The following is a 26,392-nucleotide window of genomic DNA, read 5'->3' on the forward strand; positions in this document are numbered from 1 at the left end:
TGATCGGTGAGCCAAGGCTGTCAATCCATTTGCGAAATGTGTCAGCTTGGCTTGGCCTGGCCCAAAACCCAGTAGCGCATCCTTGCACCATCTGAAACCCGCATTGGGCTGCGGCCGCTGCCAACCCACTTGCGGATGACCGCTTCCGGTAGAGCGACCGGCATAAGGCGCGGCGCCCCGGTGTCTCGAGGTGCCTCAAGGCCATCGCCTCACACATACCGCCACCGGAACCGGCATTTCCTGAAAGTATGTCGCCCCCCCACCGACATGATTGCATCCGATGTGTCCTGGCCCTGACTGGCTGCTGCCCGAAAATCGGACAGTGAAAGTCGCTGCAATCTCACTCCTCTTGGTCTCCAGGGACGAGGAGATCGGAAGATGACGAAACACAGGAGGCATGATGCTGCTTCAAGGCGCGTGCGGCGCAGAAAGCCGCGACGGACGAATGGCCCCTGCCGGAGCAAACTGCGGGACATGGCGTGTGCCCGACACTGCGCCATCAAAGGAGCGAGCTCTGCTCCGAGAACAATGACGAGCGCGCTTCTCGATAGGCCATCGTATGGGCTGCAGCCCTCCCCAGTCTCATGCGCCACGCCGCTGAACCCGCATGGCCAAACCACAACCCGCCCCTGGACCTCAACAGACGTTCAGACTTTGAACAGGAGCGCTGTGCCGAGGATCACCACAACGCAAGCAGAATACTCCTCACTGCCCCGTGTCGATCCGATCATCCCGATGGGCAATTTCGACAGACGCAATCAGGTGAGCCCGGAATTGCTGCACTATGTGAGAAATTGCCCCGTCACGGCTTGGTGTCAGGATACCCAGGTCTCGTGTGACAGACGGCGAGACCAGAGGGCGCGTACAGAGTGCATGGTGATCTTCGGGGGGACAGTTGACCGTCGGAAGTGCGCTGACACCCATGCCTGCCTCGATCATCGCAGCAACTGCAGTGAAGTGGTTGAAATCCATCGAGGTGCGCGCAGGTCGGTTGATGGCCCGCATCGCCTCATCCGTTGCCAGCCTGGTCCCGCTACCACTGTTGGCGCCGATGAAATCATACGCAAGAAGCTCTGCCCAGGTCACCTCTTCCTTCTCGCTCAGCGGGTGGTCCCTTCGAAGGACGGCAACAAATGGATCCGCACGGAACAACTCGAATTCCACCTGGAGTGTCTTGTGCGGCAGGAAGCTGGTTACAGCCAGGTCCAGGTTCCCCTCGTTTACCGCCGCAAAAAGGCCTTCCGCCGTGTCGTCGCGCGCATGCACGACCACCTTGGGAAATTCCGCCCTGAAACGCTGCAGCGCGTAAGGCAGGTATTTTACGGCCGCCGACGCCAGGAAACCCAACCGTAGTATCGTGCCTTCTTCCTGACCGAAGGTGCGCGTCCGGTCGAGCGCGTCTCGCAGGGCGGGCAGCAGTGTTTGCAGATGTCCACGCAGTTCCTCCCCCTCGGCGGTCAGGCGGACCGAGCGGGTGTTGCGCAGGAACAGCTTGGTCTCGAGGTACGCTTCCAGTTGGGCGACGTTCTGCGACAGGGCGGGCTGCGACATGCCAAGTCGGTCTGCTGCCAAGCGGAAGGAGCGCGCCTCGGCAACGGCGAGGAAAGCTTCGAGCTGGCGTGAAGGGGGCAGCATATTGATTGAACCTGCTTATTAATAGTTAAATTATTACGATTTGTATTATTATTGGTCAAGGAATACCGACTGCGCCATCTCTCACGGCCGTGCACGACACGCCCGGCACGCAGCCTGTAGCCCCCGAGGTTTCATTGCCAATGTCCCGACCTTCTTTTCGCCCGGGGCGGCGCAGCTTCCTGTTTGGAAGCGCCGCCGCCTTGGTTGCCGCAAGCACTCCAGCCCCGCTCTGGGCCGCCTCAGACGCCAGCATCGAACGCGCATTCCTGAACGCCTCGCGACTGCTGGTGAACCATGAACTCGATCCGGCGAACAGCGCGCGCATCGCCGCCTACGCCGCTGCCAGATACCCTGACCTTGACAAAATGCTGGAACAGATTTCGACCGCGGCAACGGCCCGGAATGCCACCCGTGTCGAGGACTTCTTCGACGACCTCCCGGAGGGCCCGCTGCGCGATTTCGCCTACTGGGTGATTGCCGCCTGGTACACCGGCTCCTCTTCCGGAGAGCGGGACGCGACGCTCTTCACGTACGAGGAAGCGCTGCTCTATCGGCCGACGCTCGACATGGTGCCGATCCCGACCTTCGGATTTTCCGCGCCGAACGGCTGGGGCCGGGAGCTCTATCCCCTGGCCAACCTGCCGCAGTTCTGACCATTCACCAGTTACCCGAAAGCTTCCCATGACCACATCTTCTCAAGTCGTGATTGTCGGCACCGGTGTCGTCGGTGTCGTGATCGCCGAGGAATGCCTCGACGCCGGGCTCGAAGTCCTGATGATCGAGGCCGGCCCCCGCGTCACGCGCTCCGAGATCGTCGAGCGCTACCGCAACCTGCCGCTGGGGGCCAAGCCTGCGGCCACGGCCGCCTATGTCCCGACCGAGATGGCGCAGCATCCCTATCCGGGGCAGGAGTATCTCGAGAGTACGGGCCCCAACACCTACAATCCGACCTACGTGCGCTATGCCGGTGGCTCCACCTGGCACTGGGCCGGAACCTGCTGGCGCCTGACGCCCGAGGACATGCAGCTTCAAAGCCTCTACGGCGTGGGGCGCGACTGGGCGATCAGCTATGAAGACCTGGATCCCTACTACAACAAGACCGAGCACAAGCTGGGCATCTGTGGCCCCTCCGACCCGCTGGACCAATGGCCGCGTCGCCCGCGGTCGATGGCCTACCCCATGCCGCATCTGCCGATGAGCCAGGGCGAGCAGAAGTTCACTCGCGTCATCGGCGAGAAGATGGGATTGCGGAACCTGCCTGTTGCCCAGGCCCGCAACTCCGGCACGCCCTATGATGATCGTCCGGCGTGCTGCGCCAACAACAACTGTGTCCCGGTCTGCCCGGTTGGCGCGAAATACGACGCAGCTACCGCGCTGAACCGGCTGGAGGCGAAGGGGGCAACGATCCTCGAAAACTCCGTCGTCTACCGGGTCGAAACCACCGAGGCGAACAAGATCGCCGCAGTCCACTACTACGACCGAAATCGCGAGAGCCATCGCGTGACGGGCGAGCATTTCGTCGTGGCCTGCAACGGTATCGAGACGCCCAAGCTGATGCTCATGTCCGCGGATGACCGCAACCCGAACGGCCTGGCGAACTCCTCCGACCAGGTGGGGCGCAACATCATGGACCATCCGCAGCAGGGCTACACCTTCACCACGACCGAACCCTACTGGCTGGGCCAGGGACCGGTTGTGAACAGCGGCATCATGGAGACGTCTCAAGGGGCGTTCCGCAGCGAACATGCAGGTGCCTATTTCCGCATGAACAACTTCGCCCGCAACCGCTACATCGCGCAACGTGCGCTGAAGACCGGCAAGGTCGGCCGGGCGCTGGACGAGGAAATCCGTCGTCTCACCGCCTGCACGGTCGCCGTGGTTGCCGCCTACGAGATGCTGCCCGATCCGAACAACCGCCTGACCCTATCGGCCAGAAAGGACGCCTTCGGCCTGCCTCGCCCCAGCGTTTACTGGGACGTGGGGGACTATACACGCCGATCAGCCCGTGACTACGCCGAACCCATCGTCAAGCAGATCGCAGAGGCTATCGGCGCCACGGATTTCAAGTCGGCCGGAATGAAGTTCTCCACGTCCAAGCACCTGATGGGCGGCACTGTCATGGGCCATGACCCGGCCGACAGCGTCGTCGACACGGTCTGCCGGACCCACGATCACGAGAATCTGTACCTGCCGGGCGGCGGGGCCATGGCCTCGACCGCCTGTGGCAACAGCACCATCACCATGACCTCTCTGGCCTTCCGTGCAGCCGAGGCCCTGATCTCGGAGGCGAAAAGCGCTTGATGAAGACCGTTCTCGTTTCGCTTTCCCTTGGTGCGTTGCTTCTGGCAGGAAGCGCGTCTGCGCAGGATGCCCTGATCGAGCGCGGACGCTACATCGCGACCGCGTCAGACTGTGTGGCCTGTCACACCGGCACGACCGACAAACCCTACGCGGGGAACCACGTGATCTCCTCTCCTGTGGGGGACATCGTCGCGACCAATATCACGCCTTCGAAGACCTACGGGATCGGCAGCTATACCGAGGCCCAGTTCTCGGACGCGGTCCGGCGTGGAGTGCGTGCGGATGGGGCGAACCTCTATCCCGCAATGCCCTACAGTGCCTTCGCCAAGCTCTCCGACGCGGATATGCATGCGCTCTACACCTACTTCATGCAGGGTGTGACGCCAGTGGACAAACCCTCCGCCAAGACCAACCTGCCATTCCCGTTCAACATCCGGGCGTCGATGATCGGCTGGAACCTGCTGTTCCGTGATACGGCCACCTATCAACCTGATCCGTCGAAATCCGACGCCTGGAACCGTGCTGCCTACCTCGTGCAGGGGGCGGCGCACTGCTCTACCTGCCACACCCCGCGCGGTGCCCTGATGCAGGAACTGGATGACAAGTTCCTCGCAGGGGCGCAGGTGGGCCCATGGTACGCCCCCGATATCACCTCCGATCCAGAGGCAGGCATCGGCAGCTGGTCCAAGGATGAGATCGTTTCCTATCTACGGACCGGTCGCGCCGAAGGTCGGGCCCAGGCCGGCGGCAGCATGGCGGAGGCGGTGGAACACAGTTTCTCAAGGCTGAAGACCGAGGATCTCGAGGCCATTGCCACCTATCTGGCGGATGTGCCTGCCTCTGCTGGTTCAGCGACAGAGGGACGCTTCGACAAGGGGCAACCGGGCAACATGACGGTGTCTTTCCGTGGTCTGGATGCGGCGCCAACCGGCCTGGCTTCCGGGGCGCGGATCTATTCGGCGAATTGTGCCTCTTGCCATGGTTTCAACGGGACCGGGACGAAAGACCAATATTACCCCAGCCTGTTTCACAATTCGGCAACCACGGGGCCCGACGCGTCGAACTTCATCGCGGCGGTGCTGAACGGCATTGATCGCACCACCGACCAGGGGCATGTCTTCATGCCGCCCTTCGGCATGCAGGTTAATGCCTTCAACAGCCTTACCGATGAAGAAGTCGCACAGCTGACCAACTACACATCCAAGCAGTTCGGGAATGGATCTTTCGACGTTGACGCCATGGATGTGGCTCAGATCCGCGCCGGTGGCCCGTCTTCGAACCTGTTGCAAATCGTGCGCCTGCTCATTGGGATTGCGGCTGTGGTGATCGTTCTTCTGGTGCTGGCCTCCGTGCTGCTGCGGCGAAGAAGGACATGAAGCGAAGGGGGGCTTACAAAAGGAAAGCCCCCCTTTTTTTCGACCGCAGGTTCAATGCCTTGCGATGTGCTCCGGGATGCGTCGCATCGATCATGATGGTCGCGGGCTACCGCGCGTCGACCGCCGGACCATCGAAGATCTGCGCAGACACGCCCATCTCGCTCCAGCGCTTTCAGCGGTTGTGGAGCGTCTTGGCTGGGCCAAATTCCTTCGGCCCAACACGCCAGGGCAAGCCATTGCGATTGAAGAAAATCATTCCTCCAAGACCGGGTCTGTCATCAACAGAAGGCCGGCCGTGGACCTTTGGCAGCATCGCTGAGCACGCGCCATCTGCGCCTCGGTCGGCCAGAAATGATTGCTCACGATACCTTCACAGCTGAAAGACGTGAAACATGCAGCCACAGGCAGCGCCAGCCGATCAAAGGGTTCTGTGCCCCATGGTAGGCACGACACTGCAGCAGTCCAGCGAGCCGAAGCAGGTTGCAGAGACGCGCAGATACAGGCCCTGAGTTGCCACCATATCCTTTCCATGGACCAGAAGTATCGAAACCGCGCCGATCACAAGCAGCATAAGAAGCCTGCGCAGCAAATCCGGGAAGGCTGGTCGAAGAACGGAGCACGACTGGAAGGGGAATGTGGGAAAAGAAAGCGAAATCCCGCAAGGCGCAACAGAACCCGCTTGGAAGACCGCGGTTTTGTCCAATTAAATCAACATGGTGCGGGTGAAGGGACTCGAACCCCCACGCCAAAGGCGCCAGAACCTAAATCTGGTGCGTCTACCAATTCCGCCACACCCGCAACCTGCACAGAGGTCTGCTTGGACCCTCTGCGTGTCAGGCTTACTAGCAAAGGGCATTGGCGGTTTGAAGCGTAAAAACAACCACGCCAGGAGATGCCGTGCTTTCGGCTGAAAATCTCAAGTCGCAGCACCGCTTCATACGCTCCCGACCCACCTTTCCGAGAATTATATGCAATCTTAATCGACTATAGATTGAATGCCCGTGATCGGTTAGTCTGGGCCGATCGACAAGCTCAGGACCGATGGCCCGATGCAATTCGCCCGGAGACAGCAACAGCCTGCAAAGGCGGACAGGGCGTCGGCCTGCCCGGTCGGGCTCGCGATTGGCACGCCGGTGCTGACCCTGCAGGGTGAGATCCCCGTGGAATACCTGGTTCCCGGCGACCGCATCGTGACTCGACAGTGTGGCAGCGCCATCCTGTGCGACATCACCCATCTGCGCTCGACCTGCGAAGGCATATCCGTCTGCGGCCCCTGGCTGGGCCGCGCGTCCGACGCTCGCGACATCATTCTCCCCGGTCATCAGATCATCTATCTCCGCAGCGCGGCCGACGCGCTTGCCACCTCCAGCCAGCGGGTCGAGTTCACCTCTCTTCTGGCCCAGGCCTCTACCCTTGCCGACGGCATCCGGGCGCGCTCTCTCGGCCAGGTCGAGATGACACTCTATTCCCTCACCTTCGACAGCAGCCACGTCATCTATGCAGGCGGGCTCGAACTGCCTGTTCCGCTGCGCCGGCGCTCCGCCGGCTAGGACGCCATCGCGGCCATGACCTCGGGCAGGATCTCCGGCAGGTCTTCCGCGATCAGGCCCGGCCCGAAACGACGCGCCGCTTCAACGTGCAGCCAGGACCCCTGCCCGGCGGCTTCGAGCGGACCCCACCCCCGCGCCAAGAGGCCGGTAATCATCCCGGCCAGAACATCGCCCGCGCCGGCCGTCGCAAGCCAGGGCGCCGGCCTTTTCCTCAGCGCATCGTGGCAAAGACAGCACCCACCCGGCTCTGCCATCAGCGTCACGGGTCCCTTGAGCAACACCACGCAGCCTGCCCGCACGGCCGCATCCCGCACTGCGTCCACCCGCGAATAGGCCGGCCCATGCGCCGCCGTTCCCTTCATCCGGTCGGCCAGATCCGGGAACAGTCGGGCGAATTCCCCGTCATGCGGCGTCATCACCACCGCCCGCCCCCGTGTCATGGCAAAGAGCGCCTCCGGTGCATCGGAAAACGACGTCAGCGCGTCGGCATCGAGTACTACGGACCGATCCGCCATGAGCGCGGTTTCGACCAGCGCCCGGGAGCCCTCTCCCACGCCCAGACCAGGCCCCAGACAGAGCGCAGAATAGCGTTTATCCTCCAGCAACTGCGCCAGATCCCGCGAATTTCCGACCCGGCGCAGCATGATCGCCGTGATTTGCACGGCCACTTCCATCTGCGCCGCAGGGGGCACCGCCATTGTCACCAGGCCTGCCCCGATCCTCAGCGCCGCCCGCGCGCTCAGCCGGGCCGCACCGGTCCGCCCGGCTCCGCCGGACAGGATCAATGCATGTCCATGGTTGTATTTGTGGCTCGGGCCATCCTTCTGCGCGACGTCCGCGCAACAGGCCTCATCCTGAATCAGGGTGACTGCTCCGCCCTGTCCGCGCGCCTCTGCGGCAACTGTCCTGCTCGTCAATCCGATGTCTGCCACGACAACATTCTCCATCGCTCCGGCGCCCTCGCCAAGCAGATGTCCCGGCTTCATCGTCTGGAAGGTCACGGCAAGATCGATCCGCCCCGCCGGCGCCCCGCCAAGGCTCCGCCCGCTATCCGCACACAGCCCTGAGAGAATATCGGCGGCGACAGTTCGCTCTGCGACCTCAATGGCTTGCGTCAGGATGCCTGCAACCTCCGGCGACAGCGGCCGGGCCAGCCCGGTGCCGAAAAGTGCATCCACCATCAGGTCCACCGGCCCGTCCAGTGCCTCCACGCCCAGGGCCTCCAGTGGCACGACCTCACCCAGTTCCCGCCATCGTGCAAGGTTCGCGGCAGCGTCCGGCGGCAACCGCGTCGGATCGCCCAGCAGCCTCGGCACAACCTCCCAGCCACGCGCCTTCAGCAGGCGCGCCACCACGAATCCGTCACCGCCGTTGTTGCCCGGACCGCACAGAATCACCGCTCGCCTCTCGCGGGTGGCCTCCAGCTCGGGCCATTTCGCGAGAATCGCCGCGAGAACGCCCTGTCCGGCCCGCTCCATGAGCTCCAGGCCGGTCACTTCGCCGGCCTCCATGGCGGCCAATTCCACGGCGCGCATGCCACCACCGGTCAACAAAATCGGATGATTTTTCATATTGCACAAATTTTGATCACTCCGCACAGTTTTCACGCGGTTTTTTCGCGCGGACTCTGGCCTCTTCCCCGGCTTTCACATTAGTCAATTGAGGGCGTGCTGCGAAAGTGGTCTGACCGGAACGACGTTACTGCGAGGAGTTTCCGATGAAGAAAATCGAAGCGATCATCAAGCCGTTCAAGCTTGATGAAGTGAAGGAGGCGCTTCAGGACGTGGGCGTTCAGGGGCTCTCGGTCATCGAGGTAAAAGGCTTTGGACGTCAGAAAGGTCATACCGAGCTCTATCGCGGCGCCGAATATGTTGTCGACTTCCTGCCGAAGGTGAAAATCGAGGCAGTGCTGGACGACGACCAGGTGGATGGCGCGATTCAGGCAATCGTTGATGCGGCCAAGACCGAGAAAATCGGCGACGGCAAAATCTTCGTCTCCCCGATCGAGACGGCCATTCGCATCCGGACCGGCGAGACCGGCACAGACGCTCTTTGACGAGCGCACTCTAAGAGACTCAAAACCGAAGGGAAAAGGGAATGAGCAAGGACAAGGTTCTGAAGCTGATCAAGGACGAGGACGTCGCTTACGTCGACATCCGGTTCACCGATCCGCGGGGCAAACTGCAACACGTGACGGTGATGTCTGATCAGGTCGACGAAGACTTCCTCGAAGAAGGCTTCATGTTCGACGGTTCCTCCATCGCCGGCTGGAAGTCGATCGAAGCATCCGACATGAAACTGATGCCCGACACCGAGTCGGTCTACCTCGATCCGTTCTACGCCGAGAAGACCCTGTGCATTCACTGCACCGTTGTCGAACCCGACACCATGGAACCCTACGAGCGTGACCCGCGCGGCACCGCTCTGAAGGCAGAAGCATACCTGAAGTCCTCGGGCATCGGCGACGCGGCCTACATGGGCCCGGAAGCGGAATTCTTCCTCTTCGACAACGTGAAGTTCGCCGTCTCCATGCAGAAGGTCTCCTACGAGGTCGACGCACTGGACGCAGCCTGGAACACCGACACCGACTACGAGATGGGCAACACCGGCCACCGCCCCGGCATCAAGGGCGGCTATTTCCCGGTCAACCCCGTTGACGACGGTCAGGACATCCGTGCCGAAATGCTCTCCACCATGAAGCGCATGGGCATGAAGGTCGACAAGCACCACCACGAAGTGGCGTCCTGCCAGCACGAGCTGGGCCTGATCTTCGACAGCCTGACCAAGCAGGCCGACGAGCTTCAGAAGTACAAGTACGTCATCCACAACGTGGCTCAGGCCTACGGCAAGTCGGCAACCTTCATGCCGAAGCCGATCAAGGGCGACAACGGCACCGGCATGCACGTCAACATGTCGATCTGGAAGGACGGCAAGCCGCTCTTCGCAGGCGACAAGTACGCCGACCTCTCCGACGAGGCGCTGTACTACATCGGCGGCATCCTGAAGCACGCGAAAGCGCTGAACGCCTTCACCAACCCGTCGACCAACTCCTACAAGCGTCTGATCCCGGGCTTCGAAGCCCCCGTTCTGCGCGCCTACTCCGCACGGAACCGTTCGGGTTGCGTTCGTATTCCGTGGGCAGAATCGCCCAAGGCAAAACGCGTCGAGGCTCGCTTCCCCGATCCCTCGTCCAACCCCTACCTGTGCTTCGCCGCACTCATGATGGCCGGCCTCGACGGCATCAAGAACAAGATCCACCCCGGCGACGCAATGGACAAGAACCTGTACGACCTGCCCCCCGAGGAACTGGCCGACATCCCGACCGTCTGCGGCTCGCTGCGTGAAGCACTCGACGAGCTGGAGAAGGACATGGACTTCCTGCTGGCCGGCGACGTGTTCACCAAGGACCAGATCGAAGGCTACATCGCCCTCAAGATGGAAGAGCTGGAAATGTACGAGCACACTCCGCACCCCGTGGAATATGCAATGTACTACTCCTGCTGATCCCCATCGGAATTTGCAAAAAGAGGGGCGTCCGTTCGGGCGCCCCTTTCATTTTGGGATCAACTGTCTGCCAGGCAAAGCTCACGCAGTGCATGAACCGCGCGTTACACCTCAGGCGCTGGTCTCCGCAGCGGCCATTGCCGCCTCGGCCACCGGCGTCTTCACCACGAAGGTATGGATGCCGAAGGCCACGGCCCCTGTTTCAGGCAGCCGCCAGAGGCTCTGCCTTTCGCTGCGCAGATAGGGGGAATCGTCCTTGAAACTGTCGTCGCGTGGCGCGCTTTCGAGCCGCGGGTGAAACAGCGACGGATCCGGATGCCGCAGCCAGTTGGCCCGCCACATCGGCCGGCCCGGCTGCACCCCGTCGAGCAGCCTTTGCACCCGCCGGGCCAGGGCGTCGTCGTAGATCGCGACCGGCACATGGATCGCCACCATCGGCTTCATGAACTTCTCTGCGAGGGTCCAGTAGGACGGAAAGCAGAGCACCGCGCCGGTCAGCACATGCTCGTCCCCGCCCTGCGGCTTTTCCATCAGGCAGAAATCCTGCTGCACCAGCCGCCCCAGGGTCTCCATCGGCCGGTCCGGCCTCAGGGTCACCGTCACGCCATCGGGCCGGGTCACGCGGTCAGCGCCGACGGTGTAATCGCGCCGCTCCGCGAGCTGCCCAAGCACGGTGCGATAGAGCTCCGCCGCAGCGGGCCTGGCCCCTTCCGAGACCTGCACGACATCTTCGAGGCGGTTGTCCAGAAGGTCCTCGCGCAGGGCCATCTGCGCGGCAAAGGCATCGTCGACCATGATCCAGTCCGACGGGTCCAGCGGCGCCGTACCGGGCAGGCGGGAAGGGATGTCATAGGGTATGCGGGTCTGCAGGATCGGTGTGCTCATGACCGAACGCTAGCGCCACGATTTCCGCCGGGCGAGCCGGAAAACGACGCTCCTCGCGTCATCTCCGCGCGTTTGCCTGCGGCGCAGGCAGGTGCGGCCCGGGAAATCGGCCCGCTCCCGCATGAGGTGTATTCCGCCGGACCGCCCCTGGCCTCCCTGACCGCGGCAGCCCAGGGGTACCAGTGCCGGTTTCAGCGCATCCCCTGCCAGGCGGGGCGTCAGTCTCCATGCAGCAGCGGCTCGTCAAGACCACAGGCGCGCCTAGCCAGAGCGGCGTCGGAAATCTGCCTGATCGCGCCTTGCAATCTCGCCCTGATCGCAGATCCGCAGACAGCCCGGCCGGTCTCGCAGCGGATCAGGGGGATGTGCCGCCCGTCTCAGCCGGCGTGTAGGTGCTGTGCATCAGGTAATCCTTGCGCGGGCCGGTCACACGCCAGGTGACCTGCCACTCGGGCCAGCCGGCGAAGCTATAGCTCACCAGGTAAAGATCGGGCTCACAGTCATGGCGTGCGGACGGCCGTCCGCTGGCCGGATCAAAGACATGAAAGGGGCGACCATCGTCGAAAAGCACCTCGATGCCGCCCTCGGGCGCCGCCTGCCACAGGTACCGCCGCTCCGCCTGGAACGGCGGCCGCCCCGGCAGGCGCAGCTCGGTGCGCTCGAGATAGAGCAGCCCGCCCTCCCGCGGGCTCAGTTCGGCCTGGCCCTCGGCATGGGCCGTCTCGCCGGCCTTGCGGTCGTCGATCCGCCGGCTCATCTGCCAGATGCCGCGAAAATCCATCAGCTCAGGTGTCATGCCCCCTCCAGCCCGGTTCCCTTCCATGCCCCTTTTACGGCCACTGCACCGCGGCGCCAACCGCACATCCGCCCGGCCTTTCCCTCTGCACCCTTGTGAAGACGGGGCACCTCGCCTATGAGGCCTGCGAAGCCAGAACATGCCTCTTGCCAGGAAGGAATGCTGCCGATGATCCCCCGTTACGCCCGTCCCGAGATGACAGCCATCTGGGAGCCTGCCACCAAGTTCCGCATCTGGTTCGAGATCGAGGCCCATGCCTGCGACGCCATGGCCGAGCTGGGCGTGATCCCGAAGGAAAACGCCGAGGCCGTCTGGAAGGCCAAGGACGTGGAATTCGACGTGGCCCGCATCGACGAGATCGAGGCCGTCACCAAGCATGACGTCATCGCCTTCCTGACCCATCTCGCCGAACACGTCGGCGCCGAGGAGGCCCGCTTCGTGCACCAGGGCATGACCTCCTCCGACGTGCTCGACACCTGCCTCAACATCCAGCTGACCCGCGCCGCCGACATCCTTCTGGCCGACCTCGACAAGGTGCTGGCCGCGCTGAAGAAACGTGCCTTCGAGCACAAGATGACCGTGCGCGTCGGCCGCAGCCACGGCATCCACGCAGAGCCCACCACCATGGGTCTGACCTTTGCCCGCTTCTACGCCGAAATGGACCGCAACAAGGCCCGCCTTCTGGCCGCCCGCGAGGAAATCGCCACCGGCGCGATCTCGGGCGCCGTCGGCACCTTTGCCAACATCGACCCGGCGGTAGAGGAGCATGTCTGCGAAAAGCTGGGCCTGAAGCCCGAGCCGATCTCGACCCAGGTCATCCCGCGTGATCGTCACGCGATGTTCTTCGCCACCCTCGGCGTCATCGCCTCCTCGATCGAGAACGTCGCGATCGAGATCCGCCACATGCAGCGCACCGAGGTGCTGGAAGGCGCCGAATTCTTCTCCATGGGGCAAAAGGGCTCCTCGGCCATGCCGCACAAGAAGAACCCCGTGCTGACCGAGAACCTGACCGGCCTTGCGCGCCTTGTCCGCATGACCGTTGTTCCGGCAATGGAAAATGTCGCCCTCTGGCATGAGCGCGACATCTCGCATTCCTCCGTCGAGCGCGGCATCGGCCCCGATGCCACCATCACGCTCGACTTCGCCCTGAACCGCCTCGCCGGCGTTGTCGACAAGATGCTGATCTTCCCCGAGAACATGCTCGACAACATGAACAAGTTCCCGGGCCTGGTGATGTCGCAACGGGTGCTGCTGGCCCTTACCCAGGCCGGCGTCAGCCGCGAGGACGCCTATTCCATGGTCCAGCGCAACGCCCTCAAGGTCTGGGAAGACCGTGTCGATTTCCGCGAACAGCTGCTGGCGGACGAGGATGTGGTCAAGGCGCTCGGCGTCGACCAGATCAACGAGAAATTCGACATGGCCTACCACACCAAGCACGTCGACACGATCTTCCGTCGGGTCTTCGGCGAGGCATGATCCTGCCTGTGGCAGGCGAATTTCGCCTACCACAGCTCACGCGCATTTGAAGCGGGTCCGGCTCGTGCTATCCTTTCGTCATGGAAACGAGGATAGCCATGACCCGGACCCTTTTCTTGACCGCTCTCCTGACGCTCCCGCTGGCCGGTGGCGCCATGGCCTGTTCGCGCGGCGTCACCGCCTCCAACGAGCCCCCTCCCGCCGCCTGCAGCCTGCCGGCCGGGCAGGCCCCCGCCGAGGAAGCGGCCCATGACAGCAATGTCTGCGTCATGCCGCTGAACGGCTAGGCGCCCTCGCCGGCCTTTCAGCCTTTCTTCACCCTTCCCTGATTATCTGCGTCAAACACGGAACAAGAGGGGAATATGGGCAATCTCACGCCTATGGCGCAGCTCGCACCGCCGGCAATGCCGTCCGTGCCCGGCCAACTGACACGCAAGCAGAAGGCGGCCATCATCGTGCGGCTACTGCTCAATCACGGCATGGACGTGCCGCTGAAGGAGCTGCCGGACGAGATGCAGACCGAGCTGACGCTCCTCCTCGGCAACATGCGCTACATCGACCGCAATACCCTCGCCATGGTCGTCGACGAATTCATGGAGGAACTGGAGGCCCTCGGCCTGACTTTCCCGCGCGGCATTGCGGGGGCGCTTTCGGTGCTGGACGGCAAGATCAGCGCCCATACCGCAGCGCGGCTCCGCAAGGAGGCCGGCGTGCGCCAGACCGGCGATCCCTGGGAGCGGGTGCGCGCCCTCGACGTCAAGAAGCTGATCCCCATCGCCGAGAACGAAAGCACCGAGATCGCAGCAGTCATGCTGTCGAAGCTCGACACCACCAAGGCGGCACAGCTGCTGTCGAAACTGCCCGGCCCCAAGGCGCGGCGCATCACCTATGCCGTGTCGCTGACCTCTGCCATCACGCCCGAGGCGCTCGACCGCATCGGCCTCTCCCTCGCCTCGCAACTCGATGCCCAGCCGGATTCCGTCTTCGACAAGGACCCGGTCGAACGGGTCGGTGCCATCCTAAACTTCTCCACCGCCGCCACCCGCGACGATGTCCTGGAGGGACTGGACGAGACCGACAGCGACTTTGCCGAGAAGGTCCGCAAGGCCATCTTCACCTTCACAAACATCCCCTCGCGCATCGCCCCGCGCGACGTGCCCAAGATCGTGCGACAGCTCGATCCCGCCGTGCTCGTCACCGCCCTGGCCGCCGCCACCGAGGAGGAACAGGCCAAGACCGCCGAGTATATCCTCGGCAACATGTCCGCCCGCCTCGCCGACAGCATCCGCGAAGAGGTCAAGGACAAGGGCAAGGTCAAGGCAAAGGACGGCGAAGATGCCATGAACGAGGTCATCAGCGAGATCCGCAAGCTCGAGGCATCGGGCGAATTGCTGCTGCTGGCGGGCGACGAGGAAGAAGAGGAATAGCCTCCCGCCCCGGCCGCCGCCTCCCGCGCGATCACCGAAACGTGATACGTGCTATGGACATGTTTTCCCTGCCCCCCTAGGCTCTCCGCCGGGCGCGGTTTCCGGGCCTCTCGCCCTGATTTCCGCCCCGCCGCGCGCGTGCCCCGTGCCGTCCGGGCCCGCACCGGATGACCTCATGTCCAGCAATGCCCGCGCGATCCTCTACATGATCATCGCCGTCTTCGGCTTCACCAGCATGGACGCCGCCGCGAAATACGTGGCCGAGGGCAGCAATGCCTTCAACGCGCTCTGGGCGCGCTACATCGGGCAGGTCATCGTGGTCACCCTGATCATCTCGCCACGCCTGCGCCAGGTCCTCAGCACCCGCTTTCCCGTACTGCAATTCCTGCGCTCGGTCTTCCTGATGGGGGCCACGGGCTGCTTTTACATCGGCCTCACCCGCATCGGCCTCGCCGAGAGCACCGCCATCATGGACGTGAACCCGGTTCTGATCACCCTGGGTGCCGCGCTCTTCCTGGGCGAAAAGCTCGGCCCCCGGCGGATCTTCGGGATCCTCGCCGCCATGGCGGGCGCCATGATCATCATCCGCCCCGGCTCGGGCGTGCTCAGCGCCGGGGCGCTCTGGCCGCTGCTCGCCGCCTGCTGCTACGCCGCCTATGCGCTCACCACCCGCTACGTGGGCGCCCGTGAAAACCCCTGGACATCGCTCTTCTACGCTGCGCTCCTTGGCGCCGTCCTGCTCACCGCGGCCCTGCCCTGGCAGTGGCAGACGCCCCCCCGCGACGTGGCCCTGGTGATGGTCGTGCTGGGCCTTCTAGGCACCGTGGCCCAGCTCTTCATGGTGCGTGCGCTCTCGCTGGGCGAGGCTGCGATGCTGGCGCCCTTCGGCTATGTTGGCCTGGTCAATGCCACCCTCTGGGGGATCTTCGTCTTCGGCGAGATCCCCGATGCCTGGACCATCACCGGCGCGCTTGTGATCGTGGGCGCCGGTGTCTATGTCTGGCACCGAGAGACGCGGGGGGCCCGGCCGGCCCTGCCCGCGCAGGCCAAGACACCACCCGAGGGACTGTAGACCGCGATGGAACCGAAAGACCTGCCCCTACCCACACGTGTCGGCCAGTACCTGGTCAACATGCTTCTCGGGGGCAGCGTCCGGCTTGCACTGGCCATGCCCTACGAGACGCGCCTGCGCTTCACCGGCTGGCTGGCCAGCCGCGTTCTGGCCCCCGTTGCCGGCTATCGCAAGCGGATCCGCGCCAACCTCTCCTATGTCTGGCCCGACCTGCCCGAGGACGAGGTTCGCCTGCTCGAACGCAAGGTGCCCGACATCGCCGCCCGCTCGATGATCGAGATGTATTCGGGCGTCGAGCTGCGCCAGGTGCAGGGCGATGCAATCGAGGGCGCCGGCCAGCAGATCCTCGACAAGGCCGCCGCCGAACGTCAGCCCGTCGTCATCGTCGGCGCCCATATCGGCAGCTACGAGGCCTTCCGAGTGGTCACCGCCAGCCGCTATCGCGACGACATCCTCGCCGGCCTCTACCGGCCGCTCGACAATGTCTACTTCAACCGTCACTACGCCCGGGCGATGCAGACCAACGGCGCCGCCTTCCCGCGCGACCGCCGCGGGCTGGCCAACATGGTCAAGTTCCTGAAACAGGGCAATTTCATCGCCTTCCTCGTCGATCAGCACGTGACAGAGGGCGCGCCGCTCACCTTCTTCGGCAAGCGCGCCTATACCTCGCTCGCCCCGGCCGAGCTGGCGCTCAAGCATGATGCGCTGCTGATGCCGATCTGGTGCCTGCGCGAGGAGGACGGCATCCACTGCCGCGTTGTGGTCGAGGCGCCGATCCCGCACAGCACCCCCGAAGAGATGATGCAGGCCTACAACGACCGGCTGGAGAAGATCATCCGCGCCCATCCCGAGCAATGGCTCTGGATCCACAAGCGCTGGAAATCCATTCACTGAACCCGGGCGGGGCTCAGGGCAGTTTGACCGCCGCCTCGATGGGCCCATGCCCCGAGCGCTGCAGCAGGACGGCGCCCGGCATCTCGGCGTTGATCGTCACGTCGAGCACGTAATCGCCCTGCCCGTTCCACTCCCCCAGCAGCTCCCAGCGGTTCACGATGTTCACGTATTGCACGTGGCTGCCGGCGTTCTCGCCTCGGGTGATGCTCACGTCCTTGCTCGGCGTGTATTGCACCAGTTCCAGCACCATCGGCACGGGCGGCACCTCGCCCGCGGCCTCGGCCGTCACGCGATAGCTGCCGCTGCCCGTGGGCTCGGCGGTCAGGGTGAAATTGCGCGGCCGGCTGCGAAAGAGAGACACATATTCCGCCACCTGCAGCGGATGCGCGCCCTTCACGAAACCGGCGCCGTCTATGATCATCTGCGGGGTATAGATCATGCGCTTGCCGTTGGCGCGCGCATAGGCCTTCTGCCGGCTGGTATAGATCGGATCCGCCAGGCTGTCCTTCCAGCCCAGGTAGTCCCAGTAATCCACGTGCAGGGCCAGAGGCAGGATGTCATCGTGGTTCAGCATCTGCGCCAGCAGCTCATCTGCCGGCGGGCAGGAGGAACACCCCTGCGAGGTGAAAAGCTCGACCACCACCGGCGACTGCACGGCAGCCCCCGCGCTTGCGGCGGTCGGGGCCGTCGGGGCCGCGGCAGAGGGGGCCGCCCCTCCGGCATCACCGGCCGGGCCTGTGGGGGTCGACGTCTCCTGCGCCCGCGCCTGGGCGCCCAGCAGGGACATCGCCAGCACGCCTGCCATCAGCAGAACATTCCGCCGTCCGATCATCGCGGGCCGTCCGATCATTCCGGCTCCCTCCACTGGTTTCAATCATCCGCCGATAGGTAGACAACACGGGCAGGAATAGCCAATCAAGGTTTTGCGAGAGGCCCGTGCATCGGGGAACCTGTTGCCATTGCCCAACGCCTTTCCCTGCCTGCCCCACTCATGCCCCCGCGCCTGTCCCCGCCGGCGCCAGCATTGCCGCCCTGCCCCACCCTGCGGCAGAGCGCCGCGCCGCTGCCTCCTTCCCCTGCGGCAGCGTGGCAGCGCCGCCTGTCATTCATTGAAATCCCGCCGTTGTGCACAAATGTATACTAAATTATCGCGACACCTCTTGATTGCCTCACGCCGATGGGGCAGAAGTCAGTCAGCACGAACCCCTTATTCACAATGGAAGGGAGCCATCTCCATGCCCATCGTAGTCGGACAGGACACCAGCAAGACGCGCAAGACGCTGACGGTTGGTGACCAGAGCATTGCCTATTACTCGATTCCGGCCGCCGAAGCCGCCGGCCTCGGCGAGTTCTCCAAGCTGCCTGCGGCGCTCAAGGTCGTCCTTGAGAACATGCTGCGCTTCGAAGACGGCAAGACCGTCTCCGTCGACGACATCAAGGCCTTCTCCGACTGGGGCAAGCAGGGTGGCCAGAACCCGCGCGAGATCGCCTATCGTCCGGCCCGCGTGCTGATGCAGGATTTCACCGGCGTTCCCGCCGTGGTCGACCTCGCCGCGATGCGCGATGGCATCCTGGGCCTGGGCGGCGACGCCAAGAAGATCAACCCGCTGGTGCCCGTCGACCTCGTGATCGACCACTCGGTGATGATCGACGAATTCGGCAACCCGCGCGCGTTCCAGATGAACGTCGACCGCGAGTACGAGCGCAACATGGAGCGCTACCAGTTCCTGAAATGGGGTCAGACCGCCTTCGAGAACTTCCGCGTGGTTCCGCCGGGCACCGGCATCTGCCACCAGGTGAACCTGGAATACCTCGCCCAGACCGTCTGGACCGACAAGGACCAGAACGGTGAAGAGGTCGCCTACCCCGACACGCTCGTCGGTACCGACAGCCACACCACCATGGTCAACGGCGCGGCCGTTCTCGGCTGGGGCGTGGGCGGCATCGAGGCCGAAGCTGCCATGCTCGGCCAGCCGATCTCCATGCTGATCCCCGAGGTCGTCGGCTTCAAGCTGACCGGCGCGATGGTCGAAGGCACCACCGGCACCGACCTGGTGCTGAAGGTCGTCGAAATGCTGCGCAAACACGGCGTCGTCGGCAAGTTCGTCGAATTCTACGGTGACGGCCTCGACAACCTGCCCCTGGCCCAGCGTGCCACGATCGCCAACATGGCCCCCGAATACGGCGCCACCTGCGGCTTCTTCCCGATCGACGCCGAAACCCTGCGCTACCTGGAACAGACCGGCCGCGACAAGGATCGCATCGCGCTGGTCGAAGCCTACGCAAAGGAAAACGGCTTCTGGCGTGATGCCGACTACAGCCCGGTCTACACCTCGACGCTGGAACTGGACATGGGCGACATCGTCCCCGCCATCTCCGGCCCGAAACGCCCGCAGGACTACGTGGCCCTGACCGGCTCCGCCGAGGCCTTCAAGAAGGTCGTGGCCGAGTTCCGCGGCATCGACATCTCCAAGGCCGCCAGCGACATGGTTGCCGAGGGTGACACCGCCGTTGCCGACCGTCCGCTGATCAAGTCGGCCAAGGTCGACGGAGAGGACTACGAGCTGAACGACGGTTCCGTCGTCATCGCCTCGATCACCTCCTGCACCAACACCTCGAACCCCTACGTGCTGATCGGCGCCGGCCTCGTTGCCAAGAAGGCGCACGAGCTGGGCCTGAACCGCAAGCCCTGGGTGAAGACCTCGCTGGCCCCCGGCTCGCAGGTCGTGACCGAGTACCTCGACGCCGCAGGCCTGACCGAGCACCTCGACGCCGTCGGCTTCAACCTCGTGGGCTACGGCTGCACCACCTGCATCGGCAACTCCGGCCCGCTGCAGCCCGAGATCTCCAAGTCGATCAACGACAACGACCTGATCGCCACCTCCGTCCTGTCCGGCAACCGGAACTTCGAAGGCCGCATCAGCCCCGACGTGCGCGCCAACTACCTGGCCTCGCCGCCGCTGGTCGTCGCCTACGCCCTGGCCGGTGACATGAACATCGACCTGGCCAACGACGTGATCGCCACCACGCCGGACGGCAAGGATGTCTACCTCAAGGACATCTGGCCCACCGACGCCGAGATCGCCGAACTGGTCGAAAAGGTCGTCACCCGCGAGGCCTTCCAGTCCAAGTATGCCGACGTCTTCAAGGGCGACGAGAAATGGCAGGGCGTGGAAGTGTCCGGCGGTGAAACCTACGACTGGCCGCCGACCTCGACCTACATCCAGAACCCGCCCTACTTCCAGGGCATGGGCAAGGATGCCGGCACGATCAAGGACATCGAGGGCGCCCGCATGCTGGCCCTGCTCGGCGACATGATCACCACCGACCACATCTCGCCCGCCGGTTCCTTCAAGGACACCACCCCGGCCGGCAAGTACCTGCTGGACCACCAGGTTCCGGTGCGCGAGTTCAACTCCTACGGCTCGCGTCGCGGCAACCACGAGGTCATGATGCGCGGCACCTTCGCCAACATCCGCATCAAGAACGAGATGCTGGACGGCGTCGAAGGCGGCTACACCAAGGGCCCCGATGGCGAACAGACCTCGATCTACGAGGCCTCCATGGCCTATCAGGAAGCCGGCACCCCGCTGGTCGTCATCGGCGGCGAGCAATACGGCGCAGGTTCCTCGCGTGACTGGGCGGCCAAGGGTACGGCCCTTCTGGGCGTCAAGGCGGTCATCGCCGAGAGCTTCGAGCGTATCCACCGTTCGAACCTGGTCGGCATGGGTGTCATTCCCTTCGAGTTCACCGGCGGCGACACCCGCAAGTCGCTGAACCTGACGGGCGACGAGAGCTTCACCATCAAGGGCCTGACCGAGGTGACCCCGCTGCAGGACGTGACCTGCACGATCACCTACGCCGACGGCACCACCAAGGACATCACTCTCAAGTGCCGGATCGATACGGCCATCGAGAAGGAATATGTCGAGCATGGTGGCGTTCTGCACTACGTGCTCCGGGATCTCGCAAAGTCCTGATCCTGAACGGATAATTACAAATTTCGGAAAAGGGCTCCCGCGGGGGCCCTTTTTCTTTGTTGATAAAACATCTTGTCAACACTCAACCTATACGCTTACCCTGAGACATGTAGTCGCGGGAGGAGCGTACTATGGCACTTGCATATGACTTCACGACGGTTCGGACGGAGGAGCGTCCCTGCCCTGCACGGAAATCCATGATCGGCGCCTACCTGCTGCTGATCATGACCGGCGGTATCGGCCTGCACCGGTTCTACCTGGGCCGGATCCAATCCGCCCTGATCATGATGACCCTTTTCGTCGTCGGTCTCATGACCATGGTCTTCTACGTCGGTCACCTGTCCATCGGCATCCTTCTGGCCTGGCTGGTCGCGGATCTCTTCCTGATCCCCGGCATGATCGCCAACCCGCCAGAGGAAGACTAGGCTTCCGAGCGGCCGGCCCAGGGCACGCATGCCTGCCGGACCTCACGGAAATTGACGGGCCCGCCGTCTGACGCAGACTGCCCTTATTTCAAAGCAGTCCGCCATCATGAAACACGTGTCGGGGCCCACCGGGCCCCACGCGCATTTTCAAGACCCATTTCCATATCCCTTTCCGGAGCACGCAGATGAATTGCATCCAAGCGGCAGAAATCATGTCCGCGGTCTATTTTCAGCCCGCCAGCGTGGACATCGTCGAACGGATCGACCTCGAGGGCGCGCAGGCCGCCTTTCTCGCCGACGGCACCCTTGTCATTCCCGGCACCAACGAACCCTCCGACTGGCCACAGTACAATCTCAACCTCTTCGGCGACGCAAAGACAGGCTTTGCCGTCTCCGAGGGCGACAGCAACACCGCCTGGCATGCCGGCTTCCTGCATCACGCCAGGCTGATCTATGCCTTTGCCAAGCCGTTGAAGCCCAAGTTGATCATCGGCCATTCCCTCGGCGCCGCCTCGGCGCAGATCGTCGGCGCCTCGCTCGGCGTTCCCACCATAGGTTTTGCCTCGCCCCGGCCCCGGCGCAGCAACACCCGCCTCGCAGGCGAGAAATTCGTGCTGAACCTCTGCCGCACCGATGACACCGTCTGTCACGTGCCCTTCAACTTCCTGGGCTTCCGCCACGTGGGCGGCACCGCCTGGATGAGCCCCGAGATCGTCAACGAGGGCGAGGATCACCGCATCGACAATTACATCGCCCTGATGAGCAGCGCGGCACAGATGGCCCGCCTGCCGAAAACCTGGCCAATGTAGCCTTCGGCTCCGCCTCTGTCGGAACAACTTCGCCCGGGTCCACGTTGGGTCCGGGAGGTACCTGATGCAGGACATACGCGCTTTCTTCGACACCCCCTGGTTCATCGCGATCTGGCTGGTCCTGATGATCCCCAGCCTGATCCTCGTGATCCGCGACCTCAGGGTGAACAACTCCCACCTCATGCCGCTGATGAAGCTGGTCTGGATCTTCACCGTGGCTTCGGCCGGGGTGATCGGCCTCGCGGTCTACTGGCGCACCGGCCGCAAGGAGATCCCCGACGATGCCAACTGGCGCCGCGCCTTCCGCTCCGTGGCGCATTGCTATTCCGGTTGCGGCATCGGCGAGATCACCGGCGTGATCATCACCGTCGGCATCCTATCGGCCAGCAACCTCACCACCTCCGTGGTCACCTTCTGCCTCGCCTATGTCTTCGGGTTCGCCCTCACCGTCGGCCCCGAGGTCCAGGGTGGTACCGCCTTCCGCACCGCCTTTACCGATGCGCTCAAGGCCGAGACGCCCTCGATCACCGTCATGGAAATCGTCGCGATCGGCGTCGACCTGCTCCTCGCCGGCAGCGCGGGGATGGGCAGCTGGGTCTTCTGGTCCTCGCTGGTGATCTCGCTCACCTGCGGCCTTTTCGCGGCCTGGCCTGTGAACTACTGGCTGATAACCCACGGCGTGAAAGAGGGCATGATGGATCCCCGCATGACCGACCACGGCGCGCACGGCCATCGTCACGGGCATGATCACGCGCATGATCACGGGGACCACGGCGGGCACCACGCCCATTCCCACGGCTGACCATCACATGAAGAAGAAGGTGCCATAATGGCGCCTTTTCAAATTGTTACAGGTCGTAGTTAAAGGTTAATCTCAACTTCCCGCACGGGCCTTGTCGATGGCCGGGCCGATCTGTTCGCGGATCACCCGCTCGGTCACCGGTCCCGCAAAGCGCAGCAGGATCGTGCCGTCGCCATCCACCACGTAGGTCTCTGGCACGCCGTAGAGGCCCCAGTTGATCGCCATGCGACCGTCCGGATCGGCCCCCGTCGCAGAATAGGGATCGCCCAGCTCGGCCAGGAACCCGAGGGCATTCTCCGGCTTGTCCTTGTAGTTCACGCCATAGATCGGCACGCCCTCTTCCTCCGACAGCCGGCTCAGGTTCGGGTGCTCGACCCGGCAGGGTGCGCACCAGCTCGCCCAGAAGTTCACAAGCTTGACCCCGCCGTCGCGCAACACCGCGTCGTCAAAGCTCTCCTTGTCGCCCAGCTGCGTCAGCACAACGGGCGGCGCCTGCTTGCCCGCGAGCGCGGTCGGCAGCTGGTCCGGGTCCTCGCGCTGCATCCCGAAGTAGAAAACCCCCGCCAGCCCGAGAAAGATCACCGGCGGCAGCACCATCAGCGGTTTAAACCCCATGTTTCACGCGCTCCTCGACCTCGGCCAGCTGCGCCTTGACCCGGCGCGCGCGCCACAGGCTGGCAACGACCAGAACCACCAGCAGCAGCAACGTCAGCCCATAGGCCGACAGCACCGTATCCGTGTATTTTCCCAGATCAGGCATCATTTCCCTCTCAAGACATTCTCTCGCGCGCCATCAGGGCCCGCATCCGCCGGGCGCGGATCTCGGTCTGGGTGCGCAGCAGCACAAGCACGACGAAGAGCATCACGAAACCCGCCATGCAGACGAAGAGCGGCACCGCAAAGACGTTGCTCACCCGCTGGGCGTCATCGCCCATCAGCGCCCCCGCCCGCATCACCGAGGCCCCCTGGTGCAGGCCCTGGTTCCAGAAGTTCACCGCGTAGCGGCTCAGGATCGCAAAGACCGAGCCGACCAGGCAGAGGATCGAGGTCAGGTCGGCGGCAATGTCGCCATCCTCGATCGCCGCCCAGAGCGCCATGTAGCCGAGATAGAACAGGAACAGGATCAGGAAGGAGGTCAGCCGAGGGTCCCAGGCCCACCAGGTGCCCCACATCGGCTGGCCCCAGATCGCCCCGGTGATCAGCGCGATCAGCGTCATCGTGGCGCCCACGGGCGCCGCGGCCCGGGCGGCCAGCGCGCTCACGTGGTGCCGCCGGATCAGCCAGATCAGGCTCGCCACCAGCATCATCAGCCAGCCGTTGATCGCCATCAGGGCGCTCGGTACGTGGATGTAGATGATCTTGACCGTGCTGCCCTGCCGGTAATCGTCGGGGGTAAAGAAGAACCCCCAGATCAGCCCCACGACCAGAACTGCCCCGGTGGCCAGGGCCAGCCAGGGCAACACCTTGTCCGAGGTGTCTATGAACTTCTTCGGGTTTGCATATTGCCAGATCGAGGCCATGCCATTTCCTATCCGTTCGGCGCCCCGGCGCCTATCTGTCGTCCGTTCACTTTATCGCAAGTTCACCCGCAGCACCGCCGCGCTGGCAAAGGGCAGCAGCGCGATGCAGCCGCAGGTGATGCCCCCCAGCAGGGCCAGCGGCACATCCACCGCCATGCCGTCCGCGCCCCGCCGCGCCACCTCGGCACCGAAGATCAGCACCGGCACGTAGAGCGGCAGCACCAGCAGGCTCAGCAACAGCCCACCCCGCTTGATCCCCACCGTCAGCGCCGCGCCGAAGGTGCCGATCACGCTCAGCGCAGGCGTGCCCACCAGCAGCGAAATCACCAGCCAGGGATATCCTGCCACCGGCAGGCTCATCAGCAGGCCGAGCACCGGCGCCACCACGACCAGCGGCAGCCCGGTGGTGATCCAGTGCGCCAGGGCCTTCATGCTCACGATCCCCTCCAGCGGCAGCGGCGCCGTCGCCAGCAGGTCGAGGCTGCCGTCTTCCCAGTCCAGCGCAAAGATCCGGTCGAGCGAGAGCAGGCAGGCCAGCAGCGCGCCGAGCCAGAGGATCCCCGGCGCGATCCGCGACAGCAGGTCGGTCTGCGGCCCCACGCCAAAGGCCACCAGCGCCACCACGATCAGGAAGAAGGCGAGGCCGAGGCCAAAGCCCCCGCCCGCCCTGACGGCCAGGCGCAGGTCCCGCGTCAGCAGCGCGATCACAGGAAGGCCTCGTCGAAATCATCGAGCGTCCCCGGCGCCGGCCGGGTCGCCTTGAAGGGCGCCACGTCGAGCACCCGCGCCTCGTCGTCGAGGCCCAGGTCGATATGGGTCGCGATCACGGCCAGCCCGCCGCCCGCCAGATGCCCGCGCACCGCGCCGGCAAAGAGCGCCACCGAGGCCGCGTCGAGCGACACCGTAGGCTCGTCGAGCACCCAGAGCGGTCGCCCCGTCACCATCAGCCGGGCAAGGCCCAGCCGCCGTTTCTGCCCCGCAGAGAGTGTGCCCGCGGCCCGCGCCGTCAGCCCCTTCAGGTCAAAGGCCTCCAGCGCCGCGGAAATGTCGCGCAGCCCGTGCACCCGCGCCCAGAAGCTCAGGTTCTCCGTCACGCTCAGCTGCGCCTTGAGCCCGTCGGAATGGCCCGCATAGGCCACCGCCTCGCGCTCCACCGAGATCCGGCCCCGCAGCGCCAGTTGCAGCCCCGCGAGCGTGCGCAGCAATGTCGTCTTGCCCGATCCGTTCGGCCCCCGCAGGATCAGCGCCTCGCCCGCCTGCACGGCGAACGTCAGCCCCTCCAGCACGGGCACACCGCCGCGCGCGACGGCCAGATCTTCCACAGACAGCTCCATCCGCTCCCCTTAACGCACCGCCGGGCCCACGGAAAGCCCACGCTTTTCAGCACCCTAATGGCCTCATGCGGCCGCAACCTTGAGCCAGCGCAAACCGTTCCCATGCTCTGCACGGAAATATGCGAGCGGCGCGGGTCCGCAGATCCGCGCGCCTGCCTTCATCTTTCCCGAAACACTCCCGCCGGGGCCCCGAAATCGGCTGGCCGGCCATCCCCTCCCTCAGGCCGAGAGCAGCACCGCCGCCACCCGGCGTCCTTCGGACAGCAGGATGTTGAAGGTCCGGCAGGCCGAGGGGGTCGGCATCGGCTCGAGCCCGATCCCGGCCTCTTCCAGCGCGGCCCGAAAGGCGCGCGGCACCGGCGCCATTTCCGGCCCCGTCCCCACGAAGAGCACGTCGATCTCGCCGGCAAAGGCCAGCGGCGTATCGGTATCCTCGAAACCGCCCCAGCCCATGACCTCCTCTGCGGTCACCAGAATCGGCGCCTCGTGGGCCTTGCCCGCGATCCGGAAAAACCCGGGCCCGTAGCCGTCGATCGGCCGGGCATTGTCATAGTTGATCTCGTTCAGTCGCATCTGCGTCTCCCGTCTTGCTCTGCGCCCCGGCGC

26 protein-coding genes, 1 tRNA gene and 1 pseudogene are annotated in these 26,392 nt (G+C 64.3%); 15 read left to right on the forward strand and 13 right to left on the reverse strand.

Annotated features, from left to right (window positions below):
- Window positions 1-705 precede the first annotated feature (705 nt).
- On the reverse strand, window positions 706-1,635 hold the full coding sequence (locus AC0WR5_RS12310) for a LysR family transcriptional regulator (RefSeq protein ID WP_475863501.1): 930 nt from the start codon (window positions 1,633-1,635) through the stop codon (window positions 706-708).
- A gap of 140 nt (window positions 1,636-1,775) precedes the next feature.
- Between AC0WR5_RS12310 and AC0WR5_RS12315 the strand changes: the two genes are divergently transcribed.
- Genes AC0WR5_RS12315 through AC0WR5_RS12325 form a run of 3 tightly spaced genes read left to right on the forward strand, consistent with a single transcriptional unit; the run spans window position 1,776 to window position 5,312 of the window.
- Window positions 1,776-2,288 (forward strand): sugar dehydrogenase complex small subunit, encoded by a 513-nt coding sequence (locus AC0WR5_RS12315; RefSeq protein ID WP_475863503.1) that lies wholly within the window; start codon window positions 1,776-1,778, stop codon window positions 2,286-2,288.
- A 28-nt stretch (window positions 2,289-2,316) separates the two neighbouring features.
- A complete protein-coding gene (locus AC0WR5_RS12320; RefSeq protein WP_475863504.1) occupies window positions 2,317-3,936 on the forward strand; it encodes a GMC family oxidoreductase in 1,620 nt (539 codons plus the stop codon).
- The gene (locus AC0WR5_RS12325; RefSeq protein ID WP_475863505.1) at window positions 3,936-5,312 is read left to right on the forward strand and encodes a c-type cytochrome; all 1,377 of its coding nucleotides are present in this window, start codon (window positions 3,936-3,938) and stop codon (window positions 5,310-5,312) included. Before AC0WR5_RS12320 ends, AC0WR5_RS12325 begins: the two co-directional genes overlap by 1 nt.
- A 25-nt stretch (window positions 5,313-5,337) precedes the next feature.
- Here the strand turns inward: AC0WR5_RS12325 and AC0WR5_RS12330 are convergent.
- Both AC0WR5_RS12330 and AC0WR5_RS12335 read right to left on the reverse strand, forming a co-directional pair.
- Window positions 5,338-5,675: pseudogene (locus AC0WR5_RS12330) on the reverse strand (transposase); the annotation flags it as partial.
- 351 nt (window positions 5,676-6,026) lie between these two features.
- Window positions 6,027-6,110 (reverse strand) — tRNA-Leu (locus tag AC0WR5_RS12335).
- A 251-nt stretch (window positions 6,111-6,361) separates the two neighbouring features.
- Here AC0WR5_RS12335 and AC0WR5_RS12340 point away from each other — a divergent pair.
- Entirely contained in the window at window positions 6,362-6,862 is a 501-nt protein-coding gene (locus tag AC0WR5_RS12340) for a Hint domain-containing protein (RefSeq protein ID WP_475863506.1), read from the forward strand.
- On the opposite strand, the gene AC0WR5_RS12345 is transcribed toward AC0WR5_RS12340, so the two are convergent.
- Window positions 6,859-8,469, reverse strand: a complete 1,611-nt coding sequence (locus AC0WR5_RS12345; RefSeq protein WP_475863508.1) for an NAD(P)H-hydrate dehydratase — start codon at window positions 8,467-8,469, stop codon at window positions 6,859-6,861. The genes AC0WR5_RS12340 and AC0WR5_RS12345 overlap by 4 nt on opposite strands.
- A gap of 110 nt (window positions 8,470-8,579) precedes the next feature.
- Between AC0WR5_RS12345 and AC0WR5_RS12350 the strand changes: the two genes are divergently transcribed.
- Both AC0WR5_RS12350 and glnA read left to right on the forward strand, forming a co-directional pair.
- Window positions 8,580-8,918 (forward strand): P-II family nitrogen regulator, encoded by a 339-nt coding sequence (locus AC0WR5_RS12350; RefSeq protein ID WP_475863509.1) that lies wholly within the window; start codon window positions 8,580-8,582, stop codon window positions 8,916-8,918.
- A 41-nt stretch (window positions 8,919-8,959) separates the two neighbouring features.
- Window positions 8,960-10,366: a type I glutamate--ammonia ligase gene (gene glnA, locus AC0WR5_RS12355; protein ID WP_475863511.1), complete on the forward strand. Its 1,407-nt coding sequence runs from the start codon at window positions 8,960-8,962 to the stop codon at window positions 10,364-10,366.
- 111 nt (window positions 10,367-10,477) lie between these two features.
- Here glnA and AC0WR5_RS12360 read toward each other — a convergent pair whose 3' ends face one another.
- Together AC0WR5_RS12360 and AC0WR5_RS12365 are read right to left on the reverse strand one after the other, a co-directional pair.
- Window positions 10,478-11,251, reverse strand: a complete 774-nt coding sequence (locus AC0WR5_RS12360) for a heme-dependent oxidative N-demethylase family protein (RefSeq protein ID WP_475863513.1) — start codon at window positions 11,249-11,251, stop codon at window positions 10,478-10,480.
- Window positions 11,252-11,606: 355 nt separating this feature from the next.
- On the reverse strand, window positions 11,607-12,047 hold the full coding sequence (locus AC0WR5_RS12365; RefSeq protein WP_475863514.1) for a DUF6314 family protein: 441 nt from the start codon (window positions 12,045-12,047) through the stop codon (window positions 11,607-11,609).
- 168 nt (window positions 12,048-12,215) lie between these two features.
- Here AC0WR5_RS12365 and purB point away from each other — a divergent pair, with 168 nt between their 5' ends.
- The 5 genes from purB (at window position 12,216) to AC0WR5_RS12390 (ending at window position 16,916) form a co-directional block, all read left to right on the forward strand.
- Window positions 12,216-13,523: an adenylosuccinate lyase gene (gene purB / locus AC0WR5_RS12370; RefSeq protein WP_475863515.1), complete on the forward strand. Its 1,308-nt coding sequence runs from the start codon at window positions 12,216-12,218 to the stop codon at window positions 13,521-13,523.
- 98 nt (window positions 13,524-13,621) lie between these two features.
- Entirely contained in the window at window positions 13,622-13,810 is a 189-nt protein-coding gene (locus tag AC0WR5_RS12375) for a hypothetical protein (RefSeq protein WP_475863516.1), read from the forward strand.
- Window positions 13,811-13,885: 75 nt separating this feature from the next.
- On the forward strand, window positions 13,886-14,950 hold the full coding sequence (locus AC0WR5_RS12380) for a flagellar motor switch protein FliG (protein WP_475863517.1): 1,065 nt from the start codon (window positions 13,886-13,888) through the stop codon (window positions 14,948-14,950).
- Window positions 14,951-15,125: 175 nt separating this feature from the next.
- Entirely contained in the window at window positions 15,126-16,022 is an 897-nt protein-coding gene (locus tag AC0WR5_RS12385; RefSeq protein ID WP_475863519.1) for a DMT family transporter, read from the forward strand.
- A gap of 6 nt (window positions 16,023-16,028) precedes the next feature.
- Entirely contained in the window at window positions 16,029-16,916 is an 888-nt protein-coding gene (locus AC0WR5_RS12390; RefSeq protein ID WP_475863520.1) for a lysophospholipid acyltransferase family protein, read from the forward strand.
- A 13-nt stretch (window positions 16,917-16,929) separates the two neighbouring features.
- On the opposite strand, the gene AC0WR5_RS12395 is transcribed toward AC0WR5_RS12390, so the two are convergent.
- Window positions 16,930-17,766, reverse strand: coding sequence for a DUF1223 domain-containing protein (locus AC0WR5_RS12395; protein WP_475863522.1), 837 nt, complete (start codon window positions 17,764-17,766; stop codon window positions 16,930-16,932).
- A gap of 385 nt (window positions 17,767-18,151) precedes the next feature.
- Here AC0WR5_RS12395 and acnA point away from each other — a divergent pair, with 385 nt between their 5' ends.
- The 4 genes from acnA (at window position 18,152) to AC0WR5_RS12415 (ending at window position 22,932) form a co-directional block, all read left to right on the forward strand.
- A complete protein-coding gene (acnA, locus tag AC0WR5_RS12400; RefSeq protein WP_475863523.1) occupies window positions 18,152-20,896 on the forward strand; it encodes an aconitate hydratase AcnA in 2,745 nt (914 codons plus the stop codon).
- A gap of 131 nt (window positions 20,897-21,027) precedes the next feature.
- Entirely contained in the window at window positions 21,028-21,321 is a 294-nt protein-coding gene (locus AC0WR5_RS12405; protein WP_475863524.1) for a TM2 domain-containing protein, read from the forward strand.
- A 185-nt stretch (window positions 21,322-21,506) separates the two neighbouring features.
- The gene (locus AC0WR5_RS12410; RefSeq protein WP_475863525.1) at window positions 21,507-22,130 is read left to right on the forward strand and encodes an alpha/beta hydrolase family protein; all 624 of its coding nucleotides are present in this window, start codon (window positions 21,507-21,509) and stop codon (window positions 22,128-22,130) included.
- 64 nt (window positions 22,131-22,194) lie between these two features.
- A complete protein-coding gene (locus AC0WR5_RS12415) occupies window positions 22,195-22,932 on the forward strand; it encodes a DUF4396 domain-containing protein (RefSeq protein ID WP_475863527.1) in 738 nt (245 codons plus the stop codon).
- Between the two features lie 72 nt (window positions 22,933-23,004).
- On the opposite strand, the gene AC0WR5_RS12420 is transcribed toward AC0WR5_RS12415, so the two are convergent.
- From AC0WR5_RS12420 to AC0WR5_RS12445, 6 genes are all read right to left on the reverse strand, one after another.
- Window positions 23,005-23,547, reverse strand: a complete 543-nt coding sequence (locus AC0WR5_RS12420) for a DsbE family thiol:disulfide interchange protein (RefSeq protein WP_475863528.1) — start codon at window positions 23,545-23,547, stop codon at window positions 23,005-23,007.
- Complete coding sequence (gene ccmD / locus AC0WR5_RS12425) at window positions 23,537-23,695, reverse strand: heme exporter protein CcmD (protein ID WP_475863530.1); 159 nt, start codon at window positions 23,693-23,695, stop codon at window positions 23,537-23,539. Before ccmD ends, AC0WR5_RS12420 begins: the two co-directional genes overlap by 11 nt.
- 7 nt (window positions 23,696-23,702) lie before the next feature.
- Window positions 23,703-24,452, reverse strand: coding sequence for a heme ABC transporter permease (locus tag AC0WR5_RS12430; protein WP_475863531.1), 750 nt, complete (start codon window positions 24,450-24,452; stop codon window positions 23,703-23,705).
- Window positions 24,453-24,503: 51 nt separating this feature from the next.
- On the reverse strand, window positions 24,504-25,160 hold the full coding sequence (ccmB, locus tag AC0WR5_RS12435; protein WP_475863533.1) for a heme exporter protein CcmB: 657 nt from the start codon (window positions 25,158-25,160) through the stop codon (window positions 24,504-24,506).
- A complete protein-coding gene (gene ccmA / locus AC0WR5_RS12440; RefSeq protein WP_475863534.1) occupies window positions 25,157-25,786 on the reverse strand; it encodes a heme ABC exporter ATP-binding protein CcmA in 630 nt (209 codons plus the stop codon). Before ccmA ends, ccmB begins: the two co-directional genes overlap by 4 nt.
- A 219-nt stretch (window positions 25,787-26,005) precedes the next feature.
- Window positions 26,006-26,359 carry an Mth938-like domain-containing protein gene (locus AC0WR5_RS12445; protein ID WP_475863535.1) on the reverse strand — a complete coding sequence of 118 codons (354 nt, stop codon included), beginning with the start codon at window positions 26,357-26,359 and terminating at the stop codon, window positions 26,006-26,008.
- Window positions 26,360-26,392 lie beyond the last annotated feature (33 nt).

The sequence above is a fragment of the Pseudooceanicola sp. DL12 genome (assembly GCF_056270665.1).

Excerpts from the sequence above, each read along its gene's own strand:
- AC0WR5_RS12365 (WP_475863514.1), bottom strand. The coding sequence starts at position 12,047 with ATGACACCTGAGCTGATGGATTTTCGCGGCATCTGGCAGATGAGCCGG.
- AC0WR5_RS12320 (WP_475863504.1), top strand. The coding sequence starts at position 2,317 with ATGACCACATCTTCTCAAGTCGTGATTGTCGGCACCGGTGTCGTCGGT.
- AC0WR5_RS12410 (WP_475863525.1), top strand. The coding sequence starts at position 21,507 with ATGAATTGCATCCAAGCGGCAGAAATCATGTCCGCGGTCTATTTTCAG.
- AC0WR5_RS12380 (WP_475863517.1), top strand. The coding sequence starts at position 13,886 with ATGGGCAATCTCACGCCTATGGCGCAGCTCGCACCGCCGGCAATGCCG.
- acnA (WP_475863523.1), top strand. The coding sequence starts at position 18,152 with ATGCCCATCGTAGTCGGACAGGACACCAGCAAGACGCGCAAGACGCTG.
- AC0WR5_RS12405 (WP_475863524.1), top strand. The coding sequence starts at position 21,028 with ATGGCACTTGCATATGACTTCACGACGGTTCGGACGGAGGAGCGTCCC.
- ccmD (WP_475863530.1), bottom strand. The coding sequence starts at position 23,695 with ATGATGCCTGATCTGGGAAAATACACGGATACGGTGCTGTCGGCCTAT.
- AC0WR5_RS12340 (WP_475863506.1), top strand. The coding sequence starts at position 6,362 with ATGCAATTCGCCCGGAGACAGCAACAGCCTGCAAAGGCGGACAGGGCG.
- ccmA (WP_475863534.1), bottom strand. The coding sequence starts at position 25,786 with ATGGAGCTGTCTGTGGAAGATCTGGCCGTCGCGCGCGGCGGTGTGCCC.
- AC0WR5_RS12445 (WP_475863535.1), bottom strand. The coding sequence starts at position 26,359 with ATGCGACTGAACGAGATCAACTATGACAATGCCCGGCCGATCGACGGC.
- glnA (WP_475863511.1), top strand. The coding sequence starts at position 8,960 with ATGAGCAAGGACAAGGTTCTGAAGCTGATCAAGGACGAGGACGTCGCT.
- AC0WR5_RS12315 (WP_475863503.1), top strand. The coding sequence starts at position 1,776 with ATGTCCCGACCTTCTTTTCGCCCGGGGCGGCGCAGCTTCCTGTTTGGA.
- AC0WR5_RS12350 (WP_475863509.1), top strand. The coding sequence starts at position 8,580 with ATGAAGAAAATCGAAGCGATCATCAAGCCGTTCAAGCTTGATGAAGTG.
- AC0WR5_RS12415 (WP_475863527.1), top strand. The coding sequence starts at position 22,195 with ATGCAGGACATACGCGCTTTCTTCGACACCCCCTGGTTCATCGCGATC.
- AC0WR5_RS12430 (WP_475863531.1), bottom strand. The coding sequence starts at position 24,452 with ATGGCCTCGATCTGGCAATATGCAAACCCGAAGAAGTTCATAGACACC.
- AC0WR5_RS12420 (WP_475863528.1), bottom strand. The coding sequence starts at position 23,547 with ATGGGGTTTAAACCGCTGATGGTGCTGCCGCCGGTGATCTTTCTCGGG.
- AC0WR5_RS12390 (WP_475863520.1), top strand. The coding sequence starts at position 16,029 with ATGGAACCGAAAGACCTGCCCCTACCCACACGTGTCGGCCAGTACCTG.
- AC0WR5_RS12325 (WP_475863505.1), top strand. The coding sequence starts at position 3,936 with ATGAAGACCGTTCTCGTTTCGCTTTCCCTTGGTGCGTTGCTTCTGGCA.
- purB (WP_475863515.1), top strand. The coding sequence starts at position 12,216 with ATGATCCCCCGTTACGCCCGTCCCGAGATGACAGCCATCTGGGAGCCT.
- AC0WR5_RS12385 (WP_475863519.1), top strand. The coding sequence starts at position 15,126 with ATGTCCAGCAATGCCCGCGCGATCCTCTACATGATCATCGCCGTCTTC.
- AC0WR5_RS12360 (WP_475863513.1), bottom strand. The coding sequence starts at position 11,251 with ATGAGCACACCGATCCTGCAGACCCGCATACCCTATGACATCCCTTCC.
- AC0WR5_RS12375 (WP_475863516.1), top strand. The coding sequence starts at position 13,622 with ATGACCCGGACCCTTTTCTTGACCGCTCTCCTGACGCTCCCGCTGGCC.
- AC0WR5_RS12395 (WP_475863522.1), bottom strand. The coding sequence starts at position 17,766 with ATGATCGGACGGCCCGCGATGATCGGACGGCGGAATGTTCTGCTGATG.
- AC0WR5_RS12310 (WP_475863501.1), bottom strand. The coding sequence starts at position 1,635 with ATGCTGCCCCCTTCACGCCAGCTCGAAGCTTTCCTCGCCGTTGCCGAG.